Origin of the sequence: Francisella sp. SYW-2, assembly GCF_008711475.1 — a bacterium.
Lineage (GTDB): Bacteria > Pseudomonadota > Gammaproteobacteria > Francisellales > Francisellaceae > Francisella > Francisella salimarina.
In genome coordinates, this window is record NZ_VXKO01000003.1 from 99,024 (window position 1) to 116,784 (window position 17,761).

Below are 17,761 nucleotides of genomic sequence, written 5' to 3' on the forward strand. Positions count from 1 at the left end.
TCTATTTATAGTTTTTTGAAATTATCTCACTAATCTTGGTAAATAAGTCCTCATAGATAGAGCTTTTACGCATAACTAAATCAATCTCTCTGTAAAAATCTCTATTATCAATATCAATATATTTAACATTTTCAGTTTTTATGCGTGCTGTTTCGGGAATTAGTGTAATGCCCTCATCAATGGATACCATTTGTCTTAATGTTTCTAAGCTACTACCTTTGAAATCATTATTATTAAAATCTTTTAATGAGCAGAGTTTTAAAGTTTGATCTCTCAGACAATGTCCTTCATCTAATAGCATAAGATTTTGCTTAACTATTTCAGTTATGCAAATTTTTTTGCTTTTTGCTATGGGATTAGTCTTTGCTACAGCTACGTAGAATTTATCATTAAAGACTTTTTTCCTTTTAAACTGATAGTTATCGGTAGGAGTCGCCAAAAGAGCAAAGTCAATCTTACCTTGATCAAGCATACTTACAAGAGTATCAGTTTTTTCTTCGATTATGGATATACTCAGATTAGGGAAATCTTTCTTGATAGCAGGTAGTATTTTTGGCATTAAATACGGACATAATGTTGGAAATGCTCCTATCGAGATACTTATTTTTCCATTATTTAAGTGCAGTTCTGATATTTTTTTTAAGTTTTTTACTTCATCTAGAATCTTATAGGCTTGGTTAACTATTTTCATACCAGCTTTTGTTATAAGTACTTGTTTTGTACCTCTTTCAAAGATTTGTATACCTATGAGCTCTTCAAATTTTTTTATTTGCATACTAAGAGCTGGTTGACTGACAAAGCATTTTTCTGACGCTGTAATAAAGCTTTTAGTTTCATATACAGAAATGATATATTCAAGAGTACGAGTATTCATATAAGTAAAGCTTATAGCTAGTATAAATATAATATATTTTAAATTATTTATTAAAGCAATACAATAACAGTGTAACTTAACACAACACAAGGAGTTAGACATGACTAAAAGAGTACCTAATGTAACTTTTAAGACTAGAGTAAGAGATGAAAGTATCGGTGGATCAAACCCATTTAGATGGCAAGATGTTACATCTGCTGATATTTTTGATAACAAAAGAGTAATTGTTTTTTCATTACCTGGAGCGTTTACTCCGACTTGTTCTACATATCAACTACCTGGATTTGAGAATAATGCGACTAGATTTAAAGAGCTAGGAATAGATGAAATTTATGTTTTATCTGTAAATGATAGCTTTGTAATGAATAAGTGGATACAAGCACTAGATGTTAAAAATATTAAACCAATTCCTGATGGTAATGGTGAATTTACGGAAGGTTTGGATATGCTTGTAGATAAGTCAAATCTTGGCTTTGGTAAGAGATCTTGGAGATATGCGATGATTGTTAATAATCACGAAATCGAAAAGATGTTTGTAGAGCCTGGTAAGCGTGATAACGCTGAAGATGATCCTTATGGTGAGTCTTCTCCTGAAAATCTTCTAAAATACTTAGAAGCTAAATAGTAATAAGTGGAGTCTCAAATGAGCAAAAAAATAGTTCTAATAGGTGCAAGCGGAGTAATAGGATCAGCGACTTATGATAAGTTCATTAGCACTGGTTATGAAGTTATTCCTGCAACATTTAGTGGAAGTAATGGTTCACACCGTATTGATATAGAAGATATAGAATCTATCAAAAATTTCTTTGAAAAAGTAGGTTCTTTTGATGCTTTAGTATCTACTACTGGTAAAGTAGCTTTTAAAGCTGTTGATGATTTAACTCAAGAAGACTGGAACTTCAGTTTTAAAAATAAGCTACTTGGACAAATCAACCTAGTGCAAATTGGTGCAAACTATATCAATAAGGGTGGTTCATTTACATTGACTACTGGGATATTGAATGTTGAACCAATTGCATTAGGTGCTGTAGCAGCTACTGTTAACGCTGCAGTAGAAGGGTTTGTAAAAGCAGCAACTCTTGAGTATAAAGACTTCCGTATAAATACTGTTAGTCCAACTGTAGTCAAAGAAGCATTAGCAAAATATGGACCATTCTTTGTGGGTTATGAACCTGTAGAAGCAGAAAAAGTAGCTAATGCATATCTTAAGTCAGTAGCAGGTATTGCTAATGGCAGTGTTATAAAAGCTGGTTATTAATTTTTTTATCAAAAAACTATTCTAGACTTAAAGTTCTTAACAATATTGACCAATTCTATTGATATATATACTATTTCATTAAGTGCCTATTTTAATAATGCGTTCGATATGTATTGCAGCGCTTAATAATGATTGATATTTATTTCAATGAGGAGAGAACATGAATAAGATACTAACTACAGCAAATGGTGCTCCAGTACCTAATGATAATACAAGTATTAGTGCAGGTAAAAATGGTTCGCTAACATTTGATAATTTTAGATTATTTGAAAAACTAGCTCATTTTAATCGTGAGAGAATTCCTGAACGTGTAGTACATGCACGTGGAACAGGAGCGTACGGTACGTTCACTCTTGAAAAAGACTTATCAGATTTGACAGTAGCTGATTTTTTAAGAGATCAGAATAAACAGACTGATGTTTTTGTACGATTTTCTACTGTTGGTGGAGGTCAAGATTCTAGTGATTATGTTAGAGATGTGCGTGGTGCAGCTATCAAATTTTATACCAAGCAAGGTAATTTTGATATTGTAGGAAATAACACACCAGTATTTTTCATAAGAGATCCTAATAAATTCCCAGATTTCGTACACTCACAAAAAAAGAATCCTCAAACTAACCTACCAGATCCTGCGGCCCAGTTTGAATTTTGGTCAAGAAACCCACAATCTTTGCATCAAATGACAATATTGATGTCTGATAGAGGTATCCCAAAGAACTATAGGCATATGCATTTATTTAGCTCTCATACACTTAGCTTTTATAATCAAGAAGGTAACCGTTTTTGGGTTAAGTGGCATTTTAAAACACAACAAGGAATTAAAAATCTTACAAATGAAGAAGCATCTATGCAGCCAAGCTATGGAGCTCAAAAAGATTTGTTTGATGCTATAGCAAGTGGAAACTATCCAAAATGGGATGTTAAGTTGCAAATTATGACTGAAGAGCAAGCGAAACAATTTAGTATAAATCCTTTCGATTTAACTAAGGTTTGGTCACATAAAGATTTCCCACTTCAAAAAATAGGTGTTTTAGAGTTAAACCGTAATGTTAATAATTATTTTGCTGAAGTAGAACAAGCTACTTTCGCTCCTAATAACTTGGTGCCTGGTGTTGGAGTATCTCCAGATAAGATGTTACAAGCTAGACTACTAGCTTATCAAGATGCTCATAGATATCGAGTCGGTGTAAATGCAAGTCATATACCTGTAAATGCTTCAAAATGTCCAATGCATAATTATCAGCGTGATGGAGCAATGGCTGGTACAGCTCTTAATGTATCACAGAATGAAATGCCTAATTTTTATCCAAATGCACATTCTGATTCTCCTTCAGATGCCAAACAATATATAGAGCCACCTATAGAAATAGAGGGTTATATTGATTATTATGATGCACAAGGTGAAGATAACTATTCACAAGCTGGAGATCTTTTTAGATTAATGAGCGAATCTCAACAGCAACAGTTAGCTAATAATATTGCAGAAGGATTGATACATGCTAGTCAAGATATCCAAGAAATAATGCTTGACCAGTTTGCTCAAGCTGATAAAAACTACAGAAAAAAGGTTGAAGAAGCTCTTCAAAATATCTAAATAATATTTATTTCTTATTCATTTTCCAGAGTAGACTACTAATGTAAGCTCGTCTATTTTCTTTACAAGCGACCATTAGCAATTTAGTAATTTTTAGATTATGCGCATCAGAAAATAAAATAATCAGCATTTCTCTAATATAGTTAGTATCTAAAGTAATGTAGTTATCCGTACCAATACCTAGTTTGATACCTTTTTTCTCCCACCAGCTGAAAGGGTGGTCTTTGTAGTCTGGAATGGCTGTAGTTAATTTGAGATTAGAAGAAGGAAGACCAACAACACCAATATTTTTACTGATAATTCTATTTAGAACATCATGTTGATATCTTTCTATCTCTATAGCTGTATGGAATTTTATTTTTGTAAATTCTAAAATTTCATCAGAATTTAGTTTTATTCCATTTGTGATTTTATCTCTAATTGAAGAGTTATTTTCATTCCAATGAATTTCTTGTATTTCACGATATTCCATAGATTTGTCATCAAGAGGCTGAGAGTTCTGATTAAGTTTTAGAACCTTTTGTAGCAATCTTTGAAAGTAGTAGTTTGGATTGATACCTATTGATAGTCCATGCTCTAGTGTATCAATATTCCAAATATTTAAAGCATTATCAACTGCTTGAACACCTTTTTTTAGTGTATGGAAAGTTTCTCCATGATGTGAGCGAATTTTAAAACCATAATATTGCAGTTTTCTAATTCCTTGTTTTAATGTTTCAAAATGGGCTTTTTTATAGATATTTTTTTCATCACCGACAGTATCTATATCTTTCATTACATTCTGTAGAAATGGATATTTTTCTAATATATCGATTAGACAGTTTACTTGGTATTCAAAACTTTCTTTTTTTGTTTTAAACTTTGTAGCATCAAAAAAATTAGCTTCTTTTCTAAATGATGGAGAAAGCACATAACCAAAATCTGGATATTCTTCTTTGAATTTTTCAAAACCTTCATAAAGTCCAAGAACTACATCTTCTTCTGTTGCTAAGTCCTCATTTAAAATTGCTTCTTTTTCATCACTTGTAGAACGAGATAGTGTGAATTTAAGTCTAATATTTCCAACATTATGTTTATGATATAGTTCACTAGCCATGTGATAAGCGGCATCTATATGATCTTGTTTTGTATTGAGAATAATTTTTGCAAGATACAAAAGATCTAAATATCTTGAGAATTTTTCACCATCTTTTAAAACTATAAGTTTTTCAACATCTTCTACAGAATTTATTGGTAGTGCATTTTCGCCATAGATATTTACTATTTTTTGGCTATAGATATTACCATTTTTACCATCTAAAAGTTTCTTGAGGCGCGGATAAATAAACTCTGCTGAGAGAGAGCCTGTTAGGTGGATATGCTCTTCATGATATTTAAGAGGAAAACTCTTTAAAAAGTCATAAAATGCTATACCAATAGGGTGATTTAGTAAGTCTTCTATATCCAACTCATCATTATTAAATAATTTGAGTTTTTTTATGAAATCTTGAAGGCATTGCGATTCATGTTCATCTAGATTCTCATAACTTAGTAGTTCAAGGGTGTTAAATATTGATAAACCATTTGTTTCAATAATTATTTTATTTAACTTTTTATTTAGAGAATTAATTTCAGACATTGATTAATTGGTTAAAAACTTTTTTAATCGTGTAATTATAAAGTTATTTTTATCTATGATAAAGTAGAATTATTAGCAGCGTTTAGTTTGAGTGGAGTTAGACAAATGAAAATAAATTTAAAAGATATCAACCTTGAAGCATTTAAGCCAGGAATTTCTAAAAAGTTATTAGCTAGAGATGATTCAAGAAGCTTTCAAATAGACTTTATTAGATTGGAGCCAAAAGCAAGATTAAGCCAACATAGTCATCCAGATGTTGAATGGGTATATGTTATAGAAGGTTCTATGTGTGATGAAAGAGGAGAGTTTAGTAAGGGTGATTTTTTTATCAATCCTATCAACTCACAACACTCTGTCGTTTCAGGAGCTAATGGTTGTGATATTTTATGTTGTTGGTGTGGAGAAATTAAAGATTGTTAATATGATTTAAAACTTTTTGGAAAACTTCTTCGATAGATAGGTTGCTAGTATCAACTAAAATAGCATCATCAGCAGGCTTCAAAGGAGCTACTTTTCTATTTCTGTCTTGAAAATCTCTTTGTTCAATATCATTTTTAATTTTATCAAAATTAGGATTTTCACCTTTTGTCAGTAGCTCATCATATCTTCTTTGAGCTCTAACTTCTGAGCTAGCATCTAAGAAGAATTTGTATTTAGCATCAGGGAAAACAACTGTACCCATATCTCTACCATCTGCTACAAGTCCAGCAGCAGTTGCAAAAGAGAGCATTTTATCATGTAACATTTGGCGTACTTTTGGATATGCAGAAGTTTTTGATGCTAGCATCCCAGTTTGTTCAGTACGGATAGCTTTAGTCACATCAGCATTATTTAGAAGGACTATTATAGAATCATTTTGAACTTTAAACGATACATCTAGTAATTCAAGCTTACTACAAACATCATCTTCATTATCTAAATTAGCGCCAGTATTGAAGCAGTGTAATGCAGCTATTCTGTATATTGCGCCACTATCCAAAAGTTTATAGTCAAAGTGCTTTGCTAATTTTTTTGATAATGTTCCTTTACCGACACCACTTGGTCCATCTACAGTTATTATTTTAGAATTGTTCATTTTCAAAACCTTGCATAAATTGTACTAATTTTTCAACATCTTCTAGACTAACAGCATTATAAAGACTAGCTCTACAGCCACCGACACTTCGATGTCCTTTTAAGCCATAAAAGCCAGCTTTACTAGCCTCATTTAGAAATTCATCAGTTAGTTCTTCATTTGATAGATGAAATATAATATTCATGTTAGAGCGATATTCTGGCTTAATTTCATTTTTGAAAATCTTTGAATTATCAATAGCTGAGTAGAGTAGATTTGCTTTTTGGTTATTGAAAGTTTCTACATTCTTCAAATTATCAAATTTGTTAATTAAATATTCTAGTGTCAACTCAAAAGTAACCCATGAGATAACAGAAGGAGTATTGTAAACTGAATTTGATTTCTTGGTAACTAGATAGTCAAACACTACCGGAATATTATCTTTTGCTTTGATTAAAGAATCTTTGACGATAACTATAGTTAAGCCTGGTATACCAGCATTTTTCTGCGCACCAGCATATATTAAACCATAATCACTAATATTGATAGGCTTTGATAAAAAGCTTGATGACATGTCACAAACTATTTCTGTATTGCAAGACTTGGCAAGTTTGTTAATCTGAAAACCATCTACAGTCTCATTGTCTGTATAATATATATAATCGTATGTATCTGCTTGGAAACTTTGAGCAATATTATTATCATACTTCACAGCATCTACAGACGTAAATTTAGTAGCTTCCTTGGCAGCTTTTTCTGACCATTGCCCACTACATACATACAATGCTTTATTATATTTATCTGATAAATTCATAGGTATAGCAGCAAATTGTGCCGTAGCTCCAGCTTGCATTAGAAGCACAGAGTAGTTATCTGGAATATTAAGTAAACTTCTGAGATTTTTTTGAATAGAGGCATGCACTTCATCAAAAACTTTATCACGATGTGAAATAGATAATAAAGATACTCCAGTATTTTTATAATCAATCATCATTTGTTGTAACTGTTCTATTATAGATGTAGGCACAACAGCAGGACCTGCACAAAAATTAATTTTCATAATCTAAAAAAAACCTCTAATAATTTGAGCTTATTGTAACATAATTAGTTTTATATAAATGATATGTTTTTTAGTTGTAAATACTATTTAATCCAATCTCTTGGCTTTATATATTCATATACTTTTTCCTCTTCAGAACCAGGCTCAGGTTGCCAGTTATACTTCCAAGTAGCCATAGGTGGCATTGATGATAGTATTGATTCTGTGCGTCCACCACTTTGAAGACCAAATATTGTACCTCTATCGAAGACTAGATTAAATTCGACATATCTACCACGACGGTAAAGTTGAAAATCTTTATGCTTTTGTGAATATTCGATATTTTTTCTTTTTTCTACTATTGGTATATAAGCATCTAAGTATGAATTTGCACAATCAGTCACAAATTTGAAACATTCATCAAAAGATTTGTCATTTAAATCATCAAAAAACAAACCTCCAACGCCTCTACTTTCATCACGATGTTTGAGATAAAAGTATTCATCACACCATTTTTTAAAACTAGAATAATAGCTAGCGTCATGTTTATCGCAAACATTTTTTGCAGTTTGGTGCCAATGAATAGCATCTTCCTCAAAAGGATAGTAAGGGGTTAAATCAAAACCACCACCAAACCACCATATAGGATTATCTGTATCTGCACCAGCAACAAAGATTCTAAAGTTAGCATGAGATGTTGGTACAAAAGGATTACGAGGGTGAATAACTAATGAAACACCTGTGGCAATAAATGATTTACCAGCAAGTTCTTGTCTTTTTGCGGTAGCTGATGGTGGTAAAGCATCTCCGTGTACTCTAGAGAATGCAACGACGCCTTTTTCAAAGATTTCACCGCCCTCTATAATCATAGAGTTACCATAGCCTTTGAGTTTTTGTTCAGGAGTGTTTGGCTTTTGCCATTTATCACTAATGAATTTAGCTGAGCTAGTTTCAGATTGCTCAAGAGTAGATGTGATTTTTTGTTGTAGTTGAGTTAAAAAGTTCTCAAATTGTGTGATTTTTTCTTGCATAAGAGTTATAGCCTTTTATGTTGAGAATTATATCTTAAAAGAAATATTTAAATATATTATATTTTAACAGTAGGAATATAAAATTGCTTGTAAAAAAATGATTTGAATTTTGATCGTTTATAAGTAGAAGTTAAATTTTACTTTTTGCTTTTTTACGAGCCATTTCTTTTGCTTGTTGTTTTTGTTGTTTGTTCAATTTTGCTAATTTTTTGGCATCATCACCAACATGTGAAAATCCTCTTTCAGCAGCTAGTTGAGATTGTTTTTCACGTTCTGCAAAGCGTGCTTTTTGCTCTTCTGTAACTTTATCATAACAATGATGACAGCTTATACCTTTGACATATTCTGGGCGTTTTTTGTCTTCTTCGGTGATAGGCATACGACAAGCAAAACATTGATCATAGTTACCTTTCTCAAGATCATGATTTACAGCCACTCTTGAGTCAAATACAAAACATTCACCTTCCCACATGGATTCTTCTTTAGGTACTTCCTCTAGATATTTTAAGATACCACCTTGTAAGTGATAAATCTCATCAAAACCTTTAGCTTTCATTAAAGCTGTAGATTTCTCACATCTAATCCCACCGGTACAAAACATAGCTACTTTTTTGTGCTTTTTAGGATCTAGATTTTTATCGACATATTCCGGAAACTCTCTAAAAGTCTCTGTATTTGGATTGATAGCATTTTTGAATGTACCTATTTCGATCTCATAATCATTACGAGTATCTACAAGTATAGTCTCTGGATCAGATATAAGAGCATTCCAATCTTTAGGCTCCACATACTTTCCGCAGACTTTATTTGGATCAATTTCTTCGATACCAAGAGTTACAATCTCTTTTTTAAGTTTTACTTTTGAACGATAGAAAGGCATTTCTTGATGATAAGACTCTTTGTAGTCAATATCAGCTAATCTAGAATCAGATTTTAGATATGCTAATAACTCATCTACACCTTCACGAGATCCTGCTACTGTACCGTTAATACCTTCATTAGCAAGAAGTAGTGTACCTTTGACATTATTTTTTATCATAGTATCAAGCAGAGGCTGGCGCATAGCTTCATAATCTTCAAGCGTTACAAATTTGTACATTGCGCAAACAACTATTTGTGACATATTTATTCCTAGAAATTCATAATTTATATAACTAAAGATTTGCTATTATAACAAATATTACAATTTTTGTTAGAATGAGTTAATAATTGTGTCATCTCATAAATATAGTGTTTGGCTAATACCAGCACAGAAATATCTCTTGGCTCTAGCTAGATGTATCAACTATAATTCTTATATTGCTAGACAGCCATCATTTATACCTCATTTAACATTATTTAGCTCTGCTAAAAATATTGTTGAAGATTTTGGGTATTGGGCGTGTCAGCTTGATTATGAGAATTTCTCATTAGATATTGATAGTATAGCTATAGATAGAGATTCTTATTTTATGAACTATTATCTCAAGTTATCAAAAACTGTACAGCTAGATAATCTTTTTGCTAGTGCAAGAAAATTAGATATAGAAAGTGAATATAATTTAGATCCTCATGTTAGCTTAGTGTATGGTGCGACTAATCATGACAAGCTTTTGAAATATCAATTTTCTAAAAAAATCATCTTTGACAAAATAGCTATAATCAAATATTTCCCAGCAGATACAGCAACAACAGTCATGAGTTTTGAGATAGTTAAATCATATAAACTATTAAATTTGTAGTTTAATAGTTTTACTTTATGATTAGATGTTTTATTATTTTGAGACAGTTTTATTATATTTAATCGTTTTTTATGTTTTTTAAAAATCTTACAGCATTCAAAATTACTGATATTAATATAGATATTTTTGAAGATTCGATGAATAAACTCGCATTTATTCCTTGTAGTAATTCTCAGAAATCTTCGAGAGGTTTTACAAACCCATTTATAAAAGATGAACAATGCCTTTTTAAGTTTAATCATTTAGCTGCATTTTGTTTACTTACTGAAGAAAAAATCCTTCCTGCTCAAGTTATCAATCAACAAGCACAAGAATATATTCAAGAGTTAGAGCTCACTAGATATGTGAGTAAAAAAGAAAAAACACAAATAAAAGAGGATATGGAGCAAAAGCTACTACCTCTAGCATTTAGTAAGTTTAGAAAGATTCATGGTTATCTAGATCTAACTAATAACTATCTAATAATTGATAGTGTTTCAGAAAAGCAAATTACAGAAGTTTTAGATCTATTACATAGATGTGAAGCAAGGTTCGAGCCTGTCATCAAAGAAGAAACAGATATTCTAACAGAATGGCTTGTCGAAGATACTTATCCAGTAGATATTGAAATAGCAGAAAAATGTAAGCTCACAAGTGCTATAGGAGATAGTATTGCAAATATCTCATGTCAAGGTAGCTCAATGCTGAATGATAATATCAAATCATTTATTGATAGTGGAGGGTACATTACGGAGCTAGCTATAACTTGGAAAGAGCAGCTTGCTATGACAGCAAATACTAAGTTACAGTTTAAAAGTATCAAATTCTTAGATGGTATAAAAGATCTAAATAAAGAAGATAATGTTGGTCATGAAGTTGATTTATTGCTGATGGCAGATATTTTTGCTGAGCTTATTACAGCTATGCAAAGTTGGATCAAAGAAGATGAGAGTTTGTAAATATGACATTAAATGATAATCAATTAAAAGCATACGAATATGGTCTAGCACATCACCCAAGTTTAAAAGAAGGGTGCAAAATTTTTCTAGAAAAAGATTTTTTGAAAATTCAGCTGACTGAAAATGACGCTACGATAGAAAAAATATTCAAACATGATAATACCAAAGCAGGCTTAGTAGCATTGCTAAAAAGTGATGAAGTTAAAAATTTATTAGGTTTTGATTTTTCAAATTTGATATCGATTATGTGTATTCGATAACCATAGTTAATTTTGAATTAAAGTTGAAAAAATAACACTAGCTCTTGATGTTATTTTTAGTTATCATTTTTGTTAGATTCTTTTAAAAAATGTAAACTTAGTTATGGCCAAAATATATGATAATCGCCCATCTGATTGGGATGATAAGGATGAATCAGGAGCGAAGAGCCAAAGTAGTGTATCAGAGTATAAAAGTGGCAAAGTCCAAAAGAATGTAGTCAATGATAATAATATAGTTCAAGAGGAGTTAGCAGAGGGTCAAAAGAAGAAACTATTATCCTCAAACGAAGTTCGAGAGACTAGTAAGGGTAATATTACAACAACCTATGAAGATGATACTAAGCTAACCCAACAATCAAAGACAGCCAAAGAATCTTATCATTCAAATGATTTTAAAAGTGAAATCAAAAAAGAAACAATAGTAACAAAGACAGCTAATAAAACAGAAAGCATAATAGCAGATAGTACGACTATTAGTACTAATAAACTGACAGAGACTAGCCCTGGTAAACATGCTATTACAGCTACTAAGAATATTAATATCAAATCAAATGTTGCCAAGATCTCAGCAGAGAAGTTAGATGTTAAAGGTGCTAGTTTTGGAATGAGTGCAAAGAATCATACAGAGAAAGCATCATTTAAGCATGTCAAAGCAGGAGATGTTAAATATAATGTAAGCGAAAAGCTAATGATGGATGCTGATATCAGTAAGTCATCATTTAAGCTACAAAATTATCAAACCAAACAAGCAGAATATAAACATCCAGATGATATTGCAGATGATGTTTATTATATAGGTGAGGTTATATATAGCCCTAAGTTATCAAAGCTATATTTTGTACCTACAAATTTGGTTAGAGAAGTATTTAACTCACAACAGAAGTATTTGAGTAAATCAAAGACAAACTCAGTATATAAATATAACTATGGTAAACGTCAAGTAGCAAATAGATTTGATACAAGTCCAGATTTAGAACAAGTATTATTATCAAATAGAGATTATATCCATATAAGCTTTGTAAGAGCTAGTATGTGTATGCTAGATCAATCAGTAGTTAGTAATCCAAATATAGTAGCACTAGATTTTAGTAAGGCTAAATTAGATAGTAATACATCATTAATAAATTGGGGAGCTATAAATTCAGATTTAGATTCTAAAGTAAAAGGCTTGGGATATAAGGCAGGCTATAAGTTTGCAAATCAAGATGCAGTAGATGATGGAGTTAAGTATTTACAGAGCTTATCAGAGAGCAATATAAATAGATGGTTGGATATAGGTAAGACATATCAGGCAAGTTTGCTATATATGGGCTTACTAATGGCAGGTAGATATAATTTCAAACAGATATCAGAGAAACAAGCAAGACTACCGTATAAACCAGATGTAATAGCAGATATTGACTATGATAATGAGACAGCTATAGCATATAAATCATATCAGCATGAAATAGATGAAGATTATGGAATGTTTGATTTGATTACTACAGAGGAATATGTAGATAGTGAGATACTATTATCACAGACAGCGAAAGTAGCAGTCAAAAATAATAAATATGTCTTAGAAGGTGATAATCATAATAAATACCCTACAGATAAAGATAATCAAATAAAAGATGGATTATTATTGTGGAGTAGGACAGCTAGTACAAAGCATGATAAAAAGATAGAAAAGCTAAATCTAGGTAGACTTAAAATAAGTGATATCAAGAAGCAAACATTAACAAAACCCTATCAGATAGATTATAAAGATGATAAATGGTTAGTATATGCTGATTCGAAGTATCTATTGTCTACACATAATCATGATTTGGATTATCCAACTGGAGATGCTTTGATATTTGAAGCTAGTGTAGATGAACATTACACATTAGAGAAGTTTTATTATTATCAACTAGCTAGAGCTAATTTTGATCTAGATGATGAATTAGTATCAAAAGATGTAGCAGAGAAGTTAGAAAGAAGATGTTTGTATCAAATGTTAGTAGATACTTATGATGTCCCAGCAGATAGTAATGTCAAAAGCTATCTGGAGAGTTTGCAAACGAATGGTAAGACTGTAGATATAGGAACAACATTAGCAGCATTAGAGTCTGTGAGTGATGAGTTGATATTAGTATTACCACCAACAGCAATAGGTAAGTTGTTATATTTACTAAATAATCTAAATGATAATGATGCTAACTTAATATCTAATGATGAAGTATTATCACAACGCAGAATAGCTATGGGATACAAACTAGCATCTACATTTAGTACCAGAAAAGGCTATCTAATAGCACTACAGCATTATCAGCCACTGACAGAATATGACCAAGTAAAAGCAGAAGATAGTATAGATGCGCTATGGCATAATGATGATATGCTATTTGCTTTAAGAGATGATAAAACAGCTAAACTAATCAATGGAGCATATAATAAGTTAAATAGTGAAGATATGGTACTTAGACTTAGAAAGGATGATAATCTTTTCTACAAGCATGAGTATTTAGATTTTGTGCCCATTGATAAAGTCTCGAAAAGAAGTCCATCTATAATAACTCAGGATTTAGAAAAATAAAATTTTATAAAAATGTATAAGTGAATTAGTTATGAAGTGCATATTTTATATTATTTATATTTATTCGGATTGTTCAATGGTTAGTCCTTTTTGTTTTTTCTCTTTCAAGCTTTACTTCGTTTACATACTTTTCCATTTCGTTAATTGATGGGTTAATATAAAAAAAGTTTTTTACATAGGTTTTTACTTTATCAAACAAATTTTTTGATTCATTATGAGAAGATTGACTTTCAATATCTATATCTCCAACTATTAGAGCTTCTAGAGTTCTGATAGAGATATCTACTACATTTTTATGATAATTATCTATAAGCAACTTAAAAATTAGTAAGATACTTGCTATAAAAATAATATAAAGTAACTCAGTCTTTGGCTCTGTATATATTGTTGTGGATATTGAAATTAAACCAAGAATAATTGTAATTATTTGACTATTGTTTAACCTAGAATAATCAGTTTTCATTGATTCAATAATAATATTTAAATTTTTAAGAGGGGTTTTTTTGTAGTCATACTCTTCAAGAAGTAAAAAGCAGATTTTAACATTTTCGTGATTTTTACTAAAATAGTGACTCACTGATCTAAAAAATAATAGGAAAATAAATACCACTATAGCCAGCATATAAAGAAAATTTTCAATAGCAAATTTTTGTTGTTCAATTTCAATGTTTGACATAGGTAATATATTAATTATTTCCGTGATTTTAAAAATAAGAAATAATACTGAAAACATTATAACTAGTAGGATAAAGTAATTTTTGGTGAATAAAAAACCGATATTTTTAAATATTCCTTTCAAGATACATATGTATGGAACTCTAAAAAAAAGAATTTTATCATTGCGAAATTTTTTTGATAGAATACTTTCTTGTCTTATTTTATATTCTGCATTATTTTTTTGATCTTTGTTATATCCAAAAGATAGTTCACAAATTAGATAGATAATATTTTTAGTATCAAATCTTTTTGAGACAAATGATAAAGCAATAGCTTTATATAAGAAACAAAAGAAAAGTATTATTAGACATGCTAGAAAAAATCTAGGTAAATACCTCATGCAGATAGGAATAATAATAAGTACAATGAATATGCCTAATACTCTTCTAATATAGTTATTATCCACATATCCTCCTCCATTAAAGAATAATTCTTTTAAAGGTATTAATAGATTTCAATTGTATCACATATTTTAGGGTCTCTAAAATCAACTTGTTCTTTTTCTTTTACTATATAGTCTGGCTGTTTCGACTTGTCGACTCTTAAAAATGTAGGTATAAGTGATTTCGTTTCATTGAACTTATCTCTATTTAAATCAAGAATTTCTTTTTCTTCCTCTGATTCGACTTGAAATATTTTTTTGAAAGATTCAGTTACTACTTCGTATCCTACTATTTTAGTAACAAAACCTAATGATTCGCCTGTTTCTGGATCAAATATTTCTTTTCCATTTCTATATACCTTAACTTTTGTTCCAGTCTTGTACTCATAACTCTTTGGTTGCTTAGCTACTAAAATAAATTTATTATTAGTACTATTATCTATTTCTATTACTTTTGCTACACCCATTTATAAAGAACTCCTCTTAAAAAGGTTTTAATATTATTGTTTCATTTGCTATATAGCGATCTTTTATATTTTGTATATAAGTATTTTCAATTTTTACTTGAATAAGGTTTTTATCATTTTTATGTGTTAGTTCGCATCCACATATCTTTATTAGGGCATCTGTTTTGGAATAAATTGTACAATGAGTTAGTGATGTGGGAGCAATATTTTGTTTATCTTTAAAAAAAATATAAGAGAAATTTTGCTCTTCATCTACTAAAATTTCTGGTATTTTTTTATATTTTGGAAATTCTATAATTTTATTGTCATAAACCTTGGCTTCTATATGTCTAACATAAGAGTCATATAATATAATTATTGGAAATATTATGATAATTAATATCCATAGTTCAATCTTATAATCATATGGAAAAATCCAGAAAATAATAGATAGAATTACTCCACTTATATATAGAGTTCTAATTGAAATAATAATTTTTTTAAAAGATTCATAACTTTGTACTATAAATATCTTCCAAAACATCCCTACGCAATTCCCCTTCAACACTTGAAGGGGAATTGCATCCTACCAAAACCAACCCTTACTTTTTTCTTCTTTCTTTTCTTCAACTTTAGGAGGTTCTCCAACCCAATCAAGTTTTAGAGTTTCATCACTAGGATTATAGTTATACACCATAATACCATTACCATTAGCTTGACCAATTACAAGTTTGTGAGCTTCTACAGAAGTATCAAATGTATAGTTATAACCATCCACATTTGGTCTTGACTCGATATTGTAGTTGCCTATTATGTAGTCAAGAGGGTTATTGACTAGTTTTGCATATTTATCTGAATAAAACATTGGTCTTTTATATTTACCGTTCCCACTCCAATCAAATTTGCTAGGAGTAAAGAACCATGCCCATAAATATGGCTGACTAGTTCCTTTAAAAGTGACTATAATTTTGTCTTTATCTATAAATTTAAAATTTGATATTCCCTGTCGAATAGATTTTTTTTCGTTATTTTTTAAATAAGTAACATCGGCAACTTCATTAGTAAAATAAATTCCATTCTTTTCTGATATAAGTTTTTGAGTATCTAAGTTATAAGCTATTCCAACTCTCGAGCTATCAGCTGTATAAACAAACTCACCATTAGGGTCTATGGCACTCATAACAGCCCCAGAGTTTTTATGAATTTCTATTTGATTTTTAGGATTATCTTTATTTTCGCTGTTAAATATTTCATCAATATTGAATATTAAAAGTGAGCCACTACCAGTAGTAGTAATTAACTTATTTTTATAGAAAGTAGGTATTAATTTTGAATCCATATTCATAAACTGATTACCATACGAATATATATGTCCTAATTTATCACCTTTTATTTGAGCAATATTTATATAGCCATTCCATGTAGCAAAAGCATAAGTATTTAAATCTTTATTTACAGTTTGCATAACACTGTTTTTTTGCCCTGTAAAAGATTTTATTGTTTTTAGTGTGTCAGCATTTATTATATAAACTACATTATCATTGTATGTTTGATATATGAAATCATGAGTATCCTTAATAAAGTTAGCACTAAAAACATTAATAGTTTTATTACTTATTTTTTTTATGCTTTTATTATTTAAATCATATAAATAAACATTACCATCACTATTTGCACTAACTACATATTTACCATCAGTTGATACTGAAAGAATAGTAGGCATGGCATACAGCAAACTAACACTAATAAATGAAAAGAATATGAATATTATTTTTTTTAAACTAAACATAATCGCCCTTAACTGTATTCTTCGTTATTTGATCTAGCTTCATCCATATCATAATCACCAAAGAAATCTAATCCAATATCTTTTCTTCCGAATAATTGTCCTTTATAAATATAATTCATAAAGTCATCAGTAGGGTACAACATAGCCGAATGATCTATACATAGCATTGATTTAGCTGTTTGTTTTTGTACATCAGTTAATTGGTCATAAGATGTAGTTACTTTTTCATTATTTTCATCAATATAATAACAAGGGTAATTACCTCTAGTTGACTCAGGTAAATCCATAGTGCTAACTTCTTGAGGAGTTTGGAAAAGCTTGGAGTTATTATTTGTACGGTAGAAATCACTATTTATATCAACCCCACTATACCCCATAGCTGGAGCTACTTTAGAGTTAGGTTGCATAAGTACTGTGAATACTACAGCTAATAGCTCTTCTTTATTATCTTTGATATTTTTAATAGCAGCTTGTATATCAGAC

Annotated in this window: 19 protein-coding genes; 8 read left to right on the forward strand and 11 right to left on the reverse strand. The window is 30.3% G+C overall.

Going from position 1 to position 17,761, the window contains the following annotated elements; translation table 11 throughout:
• Position 1 precedes the first annotated feature (1 nt).
• On the reverse strand, positions 2-874 hold the full coding sequence (locus F3D57_RS02145) for a LysR substrate-binding domain-containing protein (protein ID WP_013923043.1): 873 nt from the start codon (positions 872-874) through the stop codon (positions 2-4).
• Positions 875-974: 100 nt separating this feature from the next.
• Here F3D57_RS02145 and F3D57_RS02150 point away from each other — a divergent pair, with 100 nt between their 5' ends.
• From F3D57_RS02150 to F3D57_RS02160, 3 genes are all read left to right on the forward strand, one after another.
• Positions 975-1,499 (forward strand): peroxiredoxin, encoded by a 525-nt coding sequence (locus F3D57_RS02150; protein ID WP_150465023.1) that lies wholly within the window; start codon positions 975-977, stop codon positions 1,497-1,499.
• Between the two features lie 18 nt (positions 1,500-1,517).
• Positions 1,518-2,132: a short chain dehydrogenase gene (locus tag F3D57_RS02155; protein ID WP_150464302.1), complete on the forward strand. Its 615-nt coding sequence runs from the start codon at positions 1,518-1,520 to the stop codon at positions 2,130-2,132.
• A 160-nt stretch (positions 2,133-2,292) separates the two neighbouring features.
• Entirely contained in the window at positions 2,293-3,726 is a 1,434-nt protein-coding gene (locus F3D57_RS02160; protein WP_150465024.1) for a catalase, read from the forward strand.
• A gap of 7 nt (positions 3,727-3,733) precedes the next feature.
• Here F3D57_RS02160 and F3D57_RS02165 read toward each other — a convergent pair whose 3' ends face one another.
• On the reverse strand, positions 3,734-5,344 hold the full coding sequence (locus F3D57_RS02165; RefSeq protein ID WP_150465025.1) for a hypothetical protein: 1,611 nt from the start codon (positions 5,342-5,344) through the stop codon (positions 3,734-3,736).
• A gap of 105 nt (positions 5,345-5,449) precedes the next feature.
• Between F3D57_RS02165 and F3D57_RS02170 the strand changes: the two genes are divergently transcribed.
• Positions 5,450-5,764, forward strand: coding sequence for a cupin domain-containing protein (locus F3D57_RS02170; protein WP_150465026.1), 315 nt, complete (start codon positions 5,450-5,452; stop codon positions 5,762-5,764).
• On the opposite strand, the gene cmk is transcribed toward F3D57_RS02170, so the two are convergent.
• The 4 genes from cmk to F3D57_RS02190 all read right to left on the reverse strand — a co-directional run bounded on the left by cmk (position 5,751) and on the right by F3D57_RS02190 (position 9,591).
• The gene (cmk, locus tag F3D57_RS02175; protein ID WP_150465027.1) at positions 5,751-6,419 is read right to left on the reverse strand and encodes a (d)CMP kinase; all 669 of its coding nucleotides are present in this window, start codon (positions 6,417-6,419) and stop codon (positions 5,751-5,753) included. The genes F3D57_RS02170 and cmk overlap by 14 nt on opposite strands.
• On the reverse strand, positions 6,406-7,458 hold the full coding sequence (gene serC / locus F3D57_RS02180) for a 3-phosphoserine/phosphohydroxythreonine transaminase (RefSeq protein WP_150465028.1): 1,053 nt from the start codon (positions 7,456-7,458) through the stop codon (positions 6,406-6,408). The genes cmk and serC overlap by 14 nt, the downstream gene beginning before the upstream one ends.
• Positions 7,459-7,541: 83 nt before the next feature.
• A complete protein-coding gene (hemF, locus tag F3D57_RS02185; protein WP_150465029.1) occupies positions 7,542-8,468 on the reverse strand; it encodes an oxygen-dependent coproporphyrinogen oxidase in 927 nt (308 codons plus the stop codon).
• A gap of 130 nt (positions 8,469-8,598) precedes the next feature.
• Positions 8,599-9,591: a rhodanese-related sulfurtransferase gene (locus F3D57_RS02190; protein ID WP_150465030.1), complete on the reverse strand. Its 993-nt coding sequence runs from the start codon at positions 9,589-9,591 to the stop codon at positions 8,599-8,601.
• A gap of 88 nt (positions 9,592-9,679) precedes the next feature.
• Between F3D57_RS02190 and F3D57_RS02195 the strand changes: the two genes are divergently transcribed.
• The 4 genes from F3D57_RS02195 (at position 9,680) to F3D57_RS02210 (ending at position 13,944) form a co-directional block, all read left to right on the forward strand.
• Positions 9,680-10,189, forward strand: a complete 510-nt coding sequence (locus F3D57_RS02195; RefSeq protein WP_150465031.1) for a hypothetical protein — start codon at positions 9,680-9,682, stop codon at positions 10,187-10,189.
• A gap of 71 nt (positions 10,190-10,260) precedes the next feature.
• Positions 10,261-11,127, forward strand: coding sequence for a recombination-associated protein RdgC (locus F3D57_RS02200; protein ID WP_150465032.1), 867 nt, complete (start codon positions 10,261-10,263; stop codon positions 11,125-11,127).
• Between the two features lie 2 nt (positions 11,128-11,129).
• Positions 11,130-11,387, forward strand: a complete 258-nt coding sequence (locus F3D57_RS02205) for a hypothetical protein (RefSeq protein ID WP_004287836.1) — start codon at positions 11,130-11,132, stop codon at positions 11,385-11,387.
• A gap of 103 nt (positions 11,388-11,490) precedes the next feature.
• A complete protein-coding gene (locus F3D57_RS02210) occupies positions 11,491-13,944 on the forward strand; it encodes a hypothetical protein (protein ID WP_150465033.1) in 2,454 nt (817 codons plus the stop codon).
• Positions 13,945-14,017: 73 nt separating this feature from the next.
• Here the strand turns inward: F3D57_RS02210 and F3D57_RS02215 are convergent, their stop codons facing one another.
• The 5 genes from F3D57_RS02215 to F3D57_RS10310 form a co-directional block, all read right to left on the reverse strand.
• On the reverse strand, positions 14,018-14,677 hold the full coding sequence (locus F3D57_RS02215) for a hypothetical protein (protein ID WP_150465034.1): 660 nt from the start codon (positions 14,675-14,677) through the stop codon (positions 14,018-14,020).
• A gap of 428 nt (positions 14,678-15,105) precedes the next feature.
• A complete protein-coding gene (locus F3D57_RS02220; RefSeq protein ID WP_150465035.1) occupies positions 15,106-15,510 on the reverse strand; it encodes a hypothetical protein in 405 nt (134 codons plus the stop codon).
• Positions 15,511-15,526: 16 nt separating this feature from the next.
• A complete protein-coding gene (locus tag F3D57_RS02225; RefSeq protein WP_150465036.1) occupies positions 15,527-16,033 on the reverse strand; it encodes a hypothetical protein in 507 nt (168 codons plus the stop codon).
• Between the two features lie 42 nt (positions 16,034-16,075).
• Positions 16,076-17,278 carry a WD40 repeat domain-containing protein gene (locus F3D57_RS02230; RefSeq protein ID WP_150465037.1) on the reverse strand — a complete coding sequence of 401 codons (1,203 nt, stop codon included), beginning with the start codon at positions 17,276-17,278 and terminating at the stop codon, positions 16,076-16,078.
• A gap of 8 nt (positions 17,279-17,286) precedes the next feature.
• Positions 17,287-17,761: hypothetical protein (locus tag F3D57_RS10310; RefSeq protein ID WP_224728137.1), on the reverse strand; the 475-nt coding region annotated here is incomplete at its 5' end.